This is a genomic window from Desulfobaculum bizertense DSM 18034 (genome assembly GCF_900167065.1).
GTDB lineage: Bacteria > Desulfobacterota > Desulfovibrionia > Desulfovibrionales > Desulfovibrionaceae > Desulfobaculum > Desulfobaculum bizertense.
In genome coordinates this window covers 1-5,233 of the sequence record NZ_FUYA01000021.1, presented here as the reverse complement: position 1 = coordinate 5,233, position 5,233 = coordinate 1, and the positions used below count along the sequence as shown (strand labels likewise).

The following is a 5,233-nucleotide window of genomic DNA, read 5'->3' as shown; positions in this document are numbered from 1 at the left end:
TTTGGCTTTCCCCTTCATCCGGCCCCTTTTTTTCGGCCTAATTAACTGGGCGTGTGTTCTTTTTCTTTGCGCCTCAACCCTTTCTTTTTGAACGCTCGCGTTCAAAAAGAAAATGGTGGCGAACTCGCAGAAGAGAAAGAGGCTCTCGACGTTATGCCCAACAAGTTTGAATTTCATTCACGCGAAGCGTGGAGGGAATTCAAACTCGATGAGGATACGTAAGGGAATCATTCCCTTACGCGGGGGCTTGGGGGCTGGCCCCCAATATTCCAACCCATCCCATCCAGCGCTAACGTACTGGTGCTGACCCTCAATCTGCCCTTTTCCGCCCCTTTTGGGGGAGCCCCGTTTTTTTATTAGAGCAAGTTTTCTCTAGAGAAGTGGGATGCTTTGAGGCCGTTGATTAAGCCTCTAAGTTGCTCGGAGATGCAGTGCTCTTTGATGTAGGCGAGGGAGAAGTGTGCTTGAGGGAGTGGGGCTTTCACTGCGACAGATTGGAGAAGACCGCTGTCGAGTTCTTCCTGAACGGTGAACCTGAGGAGCAGGGCGCCGCCCATGTCTTTCTTGAGGAGGGGCTTGATGACGTCGGCGCTGACGCCGTCCATAGCGCTTTTGGGGATAATGTTTGCCTCGTTGAGAAAGCGGTCGACGAGGGGCATTTCTTCTCGTTGGAGCAGCAGAGGGAGGGTTGCCAGTTCCTGAATGGAGAGAGAGGTTTTATGAACGTGCCGAGAGCCTGTTTTTGCAACGAGCAAAAGCTCGTCAGAAAAGAGTGGGATAGTACTGATTTTGACGCAGGAGGGTATAAGGCCTGTGAGCACAAAATCCAGTTCATTTTCGTGAAGGCGAAGCATGAGCTTGCCGACTGAGCCGAGGACCATTTTTACCCGCAGGGTGGGATTTATGCGCTGAATGTGGTCCATGAGTTTGGGGAGGATGTACTTGGCTGGAATGGAGTGACAGCCGATTGTGACCTCATTTTTGTGCGAACGCTTAAGTTCCTGAATCTGCGTTTCGAGGGTGTCGATTTCGCCAAAGACGGCCTGGGTTTGTGCAAAAATGCTTTTTGCTTCCCGGGTCATTTTTATTGTGTTTCCTTCTCGAATCATGAGCCTGACGTCGAGCCATTTCTCAAGTTTTTTGATCTGCATGGAGACGGCAGATGGAGTAACAAAGAGGGTTTCAGCAGCTTTTGAAACACTTCCCAGCTTGGCCGCAAAATAAAAACATCGAAGTTGATTCAGGTTCACTCGCATACTTTTCTCGCAAAATGAGCTTGTTCTCGCATTGAATTGTGTGGGCTAAGACAAGAGCGACGATACCTGCCTTTTCCTAATCTGTCCCTGTCATAAACGAATATTCTAAGTGCTTGCTTTTGTGTAAGTTCTTTCTCGGATTAAGAAAAGCTTAAAAGCGTTTCACTTTTAATCGCTTGTGCATATGGGAGTCGCCGGTCTAGTTCAAAAATTCACAAGGCGAGTGCTTCGTTGGGGCACCGCTCATGATGAAAATTCAGCTTTTGGAAGGTTTCCATGAACTCGACAGCAACTGCGTGCCCGCAACCTGCACTCCCCCTGATACAGAAGTTGGGCTGGTTTTTTTCCCTGCTTGTTCCGGCTCTGATTCTTCTGACCGTTGGTGGTGAGGGACTGACTCGTGAGATGGTCATTTTTATTGCAATCACAGCCTGGGCAATTGTGTGCTGGGCCACGGAGATTTTGCCTGCACCGATGGTCGGCATTCTGCTGCCGATTTTTTATTTTGCGGCAAAGCTTGCACCGGCTCCCATTGCACTTGCCAAGCCTTTTGCCACTGTCATTCCGTGGTCTGTAATTGGGGCACTTCTGATTGGACTTCTTGCGCAGAAAACAGGTCTGGCAAAGCGTATTGTGCTGAAATGCATGGTGATGACAGGCTCATCCTATCCAGGGCTGTTTTTCGCCATGTTCGTGAGTGGGCTTATCCTGACGCCTCTTGTCCCTTCGGCTACAGCCAAATCCGCTATCATGCTGGCTCTGGGCGTTGGTGCCTGTGACGCACTCAAGCTGGAGAAAGGCTCTCGGGAGGCTTCGGCCGTGCTTTTTGCCTCTTTTCTCGCTGTATGTGGCCCCCGTTTTGGCATCCTGACAGCAACGCTTGAGAACCTGACTGTGACCCGCCTCATGGCATCAGTGACTCATGTCCCTGTTGGATACACGGATTTTGCTATTCAGAATTTTATTCCCTCCATGCTGTATTGCGCACTGTCCATGGGATTGGTGCTGTTCATGGTGCGTGGAAAGGGAAAGCTGAACAAATCCGCATTGCTCGCCCAGTATCACGAAATGGGACCCATTTCGCGGAATGAAATGCTGGCTGCATTTTTTGCTGTTTTTGCTGTCGTTATTGCTGCGACACAGAAATACCACGGCCTTCCTGGAATGCATCTTTTTGTTGCCATTGCCGCACTGGCCTTTGTTCCTAAGATTCAGATTCTGAACCACAAGGAATTTGGGGAAATTGCATTCCCCATGATTTTCTTTATTGCCGGTTCTCTTGCCATTGGCTTTGTGGCTGGGCACGTCGGCATGGGCAAATGGTTGAGTAGCCAGATGCTGCCGCTTGCGCAGTCTATGGATAGTGTCTTTGGCCTTTCTACACTGGCCTATACTTTTGGCGCCATCATGAATTTTTTCCTCACCCCTCTTGCGGCGCAGGCGCTGATGACAGTTCCCCTTGCCGAGCTGGCGCAGTCCATGAACATGCAACCTTACCCGGTTGTGTACAGCTTCCTCTATGGCACTGACCAGTACCTCTTTGCCTATGAGTTCGCCATGCTCCTGCTGTTCTGTTCCACTGGGCATCTGCGTTTGCCTCATGTGGCAAAGCTTCTCGGCATCCGTATGCTTCTTACTCCAATTTTTATCGGTCTTGTTGCCGTTCCGTACTGGTCCTTTTTGGGCCTGATTTAAAGAGAGAAAAAATGATTCAGGAAATAACAGCAGACGAGTTTGATGCTCTTGATATGTCCGGCTCCATGATGGTCGAGTTTTATTCCAAGACCTGTGGACCGTGTAAGATGCTCGCTTTTGTTCTCAAGGATATCGACAAAACCAAGCCCGATTTCAAAATTTACACCATTGATTTCGACGAGAATGCGGAGCTGAAAGAGCGCCTTCAGGTGAAAGGATTCCCCTCCATGCTGTTCTTTAAGGATGGCGTTGAAGTGAGTCGTTTGGCAGGCCTGAAGCAGAAGCCCGTTATTGTCAAAGAAATCGAAGCGATCGCATAACAGGAGGACAGTAGAATGAGTAATCGCGTTACCTACATTAGTGAAGAGCACCTTATTACTCGTCAGGCAAAAGCCGAGAAAGCTTTTCTGGCGGAGTTCAAACAGGGGGAGTTTACCCTTGAACAGCCCTTGCTTATTGAAAATCCGTATCTCATCAACCCGCTTTGTGCCCTTGTCCTGTTCAAGACAACTGAGAAACTTGCTGCGACTGTGACGATTCGTGGCAAGCGTTATCGTCGAGAGGATCTGGTCCACACCTTTGCAGCGAGCACTGAGCACAGTTTGCCGATTCTCGGTCTTTATGAGGATTTTGAGAACATCGTCGACATTGAACTGTCCAATGGCAAGCGCAGCTCCCTGACCATCAAAACCACCAAATTACCTTCCAACGTGAGCCGCTGTCTGAATATTTCAACTTCTGCGGACTACCTCGAAGACAATTTTATGTTTTTGAGCACAGCGGGCAAGAACAGCCCTGCTGCGTATGACTACAAAGGCGACATTCGCTGGATGCTAACCGTCAATACCATGTTCGACATCAAGCGCGCAAAGAATGGCCATCTTTTGACTGGTTCTCCCCGCTTTTGCCACATGCCCTACAATGGAACAGGTTTGGTCGAGCTTGATATGCTCGGCAAGATGTACAGGGAGTACCGACTCCCCGGAAATTATCATCACGACCAGTGGGAGATGGAAGACGGTAATCTGCTGATTTTGACTCAGGATTTCCATTCTGAAACCGTTGAAGATCAGTGTGCCCTTGTCGACCGCAAAACAGGCGAAATTCTCAAGCTGTGGGACTTTAAGGACGTGCTGCCTCAGGATGTTGCTGGTTCTGGTTCTCAGGATGCACATGACTGGTTCCATAACAATGCTGTCTGGTATGACAAAAGGACGAACTCTTTGACGCTGTCCGGTCGTCATCAGGACGCCATTATCAATATTGATTATGAGACCGGAGCCTTGAACTGGATTGTTGGCGACCCCGAAGGCTGGCCGCAGGAGATGGTCGATAAATATTTCTTCACTCCGGTTGGCGATGTCGAGAATTTTGACTGGCAATATGAGCAGCACGGTGCCCTCATGACTCCAGAGGGTGATGTTATGTGTTTTGACAACGGGCAGTATCGCGCCAAGTCTCGTGAGAACTACATTAAGAACAAGGACAATTTTTCTCGCGGTGTTCGCTATCGCATCGATACTGACAAGATGGAAATTGAGCAGGTTTGGCAGTACGGCAAGGAACGCGGACAGGAGTTCTTTTCTCCCTATATCAGCAATGTTGAGTATTACGCTGACGGCCACTACATGATTCATTCCGGTGGTATTGGATTTGAAAATGGCTATTCCGCCGATGGTCTCGGTGCCTTTCTCGACAAGACTAGTCCTGCTGTGGAGCTGCGTTCTGTCACCGTTGAGGAAAAAGACGGAGTCGTGCTTTACGAGCTGGAAACTGAAGGCAATTTTTATCGTGCTGAGAAGCTCCCCATTTATCACGATGGCGAGAATGTGAGTTTTGGTCCCGGGCAGCTTCTCGGTAAGCTTGATGTGACCCCCACTTTTGACACGGATCCCGAAGTCGAAGAAACAGAAGAGCAGCCTGACGCCTGGCACAATATTACCATTGAAGAAGATGAAGATCGCGTGGTCTTTCATGGGAAGTTTGAACGCGGAACCCTCGTCATGTTATGTCTCGAGGGAGCTGAGCGGAATTACAACTATTTCGTCAACACTGCTGCGGTCCGCCACCTCGCTATGTGTTCCGGTGCCTTTCTCGAAGACGATGATCGAGATGTGAAACTCAATATCAGCAAAGAAGGCCTCAAAGGTCGCTTGCAGATTAAAATCCTTATCAACGACAGGAAGTACAACCTCGGCGTCTCTGTTTACGCTGGTTAAGTCTATGGAACGGGCGGGTGGGGTACGAGACTCCGTCTCGTGCTCTGCAAGGGGCGCTGCCCC

The 5,233-nt window shown here is 49.5% G+C and carries 4 protein-coding genes; 3 read left to right on the top strand and 1 reads right to left on the bottom strand.

Translation table 11 applies throughout. The features are described from left to right. Nucleotides 1–356: 356 nt before the first annotated feature. Entirely contained in the window at nt 357–1,256 is a 900-nt protein-coding gene (locus B5D23_RS14755; RefSeq protein WP_078686236.1) for a LysR family transcriptional regulator, read from the bottom strand. Between the two features lie 276 nt (nt 1,257–1,532). Here B5D23_RS14755 and B5D23_RS14750 point away from each other — a divergent pair, with 276 nt between their 5' ends. Genes B5D23_RS14750 through B5D23_RS14740 form a run of 3 tightly spaced genes read left to right on the top strand, consistent with a single transcriptional unit; the run spans nt 1,533 to nt 5,170 of the window. Continuing rightward, a complete protein-coding gene (locus tag B5D23_RS14750) occupies nt 1,533–2,951 on the top strand; it encodes an SLC13 family permease (protein WP_078686235.1) in 1,419 nt (472 codons plus the stop codon). A gap of 11 nt (nt 2,952–2,962) precedes the next feature. Then, the gene (locus B5D23_RS14745) at nt 2,963–3,271 is read left to right on the top strand and encodes a thioredoxin family protein (protein ID WP_078686233.1); all 309 of its coding nucleotides are present in this window, start codon (nt 2,963–2,965) and stop codon (nt 3,269–3,271) included. A 15-nt stretch (nt 3,272–3,286) separates the two neighbouring features. Then, on the top strand, nt 3,287–5,170 hold the full coding sequence (locus B5D23_RS14740) for an aryl-sulfate sulfotransferase (RefSeq protein ID WP_078686232.1): 1,884 nt from the start codon (nt 3,287–3,289) through the stop codon (nt 5,168–5,170). The last annotated feature ends 63 nt before the right edge of the window (nt 5,171–5,233 follow it).

Bases quoted from the DNA above. Each gene is read 5' to 3' on its own strand.
- B5D23_RS14755 (WP_078686236.1), bottom strand. From the start codon at position 1,256: ATGCGAGTGAACCTGAATCAACTTCGATGTTTTTATTTTGCGGCCAAG.
- B5D23_RS14750 (WP_078686235.1), top strand. From the start codon at position 1,533: ATGAACTCGACAGCAACTGCGTGCCCGCAACCTGCACTCCCCCTGATA.
- B5D23_RS14745 (WP_078686233.1), top strand. From the start codon at position 2,963: ATGATTCAGGAAATAACAGCAGACGAGTTTGATGCTCTTGATATGTCC.
- B5D23_RS14740 (WP_078686232.1), top strand. From the start codon at position 3,287: ATGAGTAATCGCGTTACCTACATTAGTGAAGAGCACCTTATTACTCGT.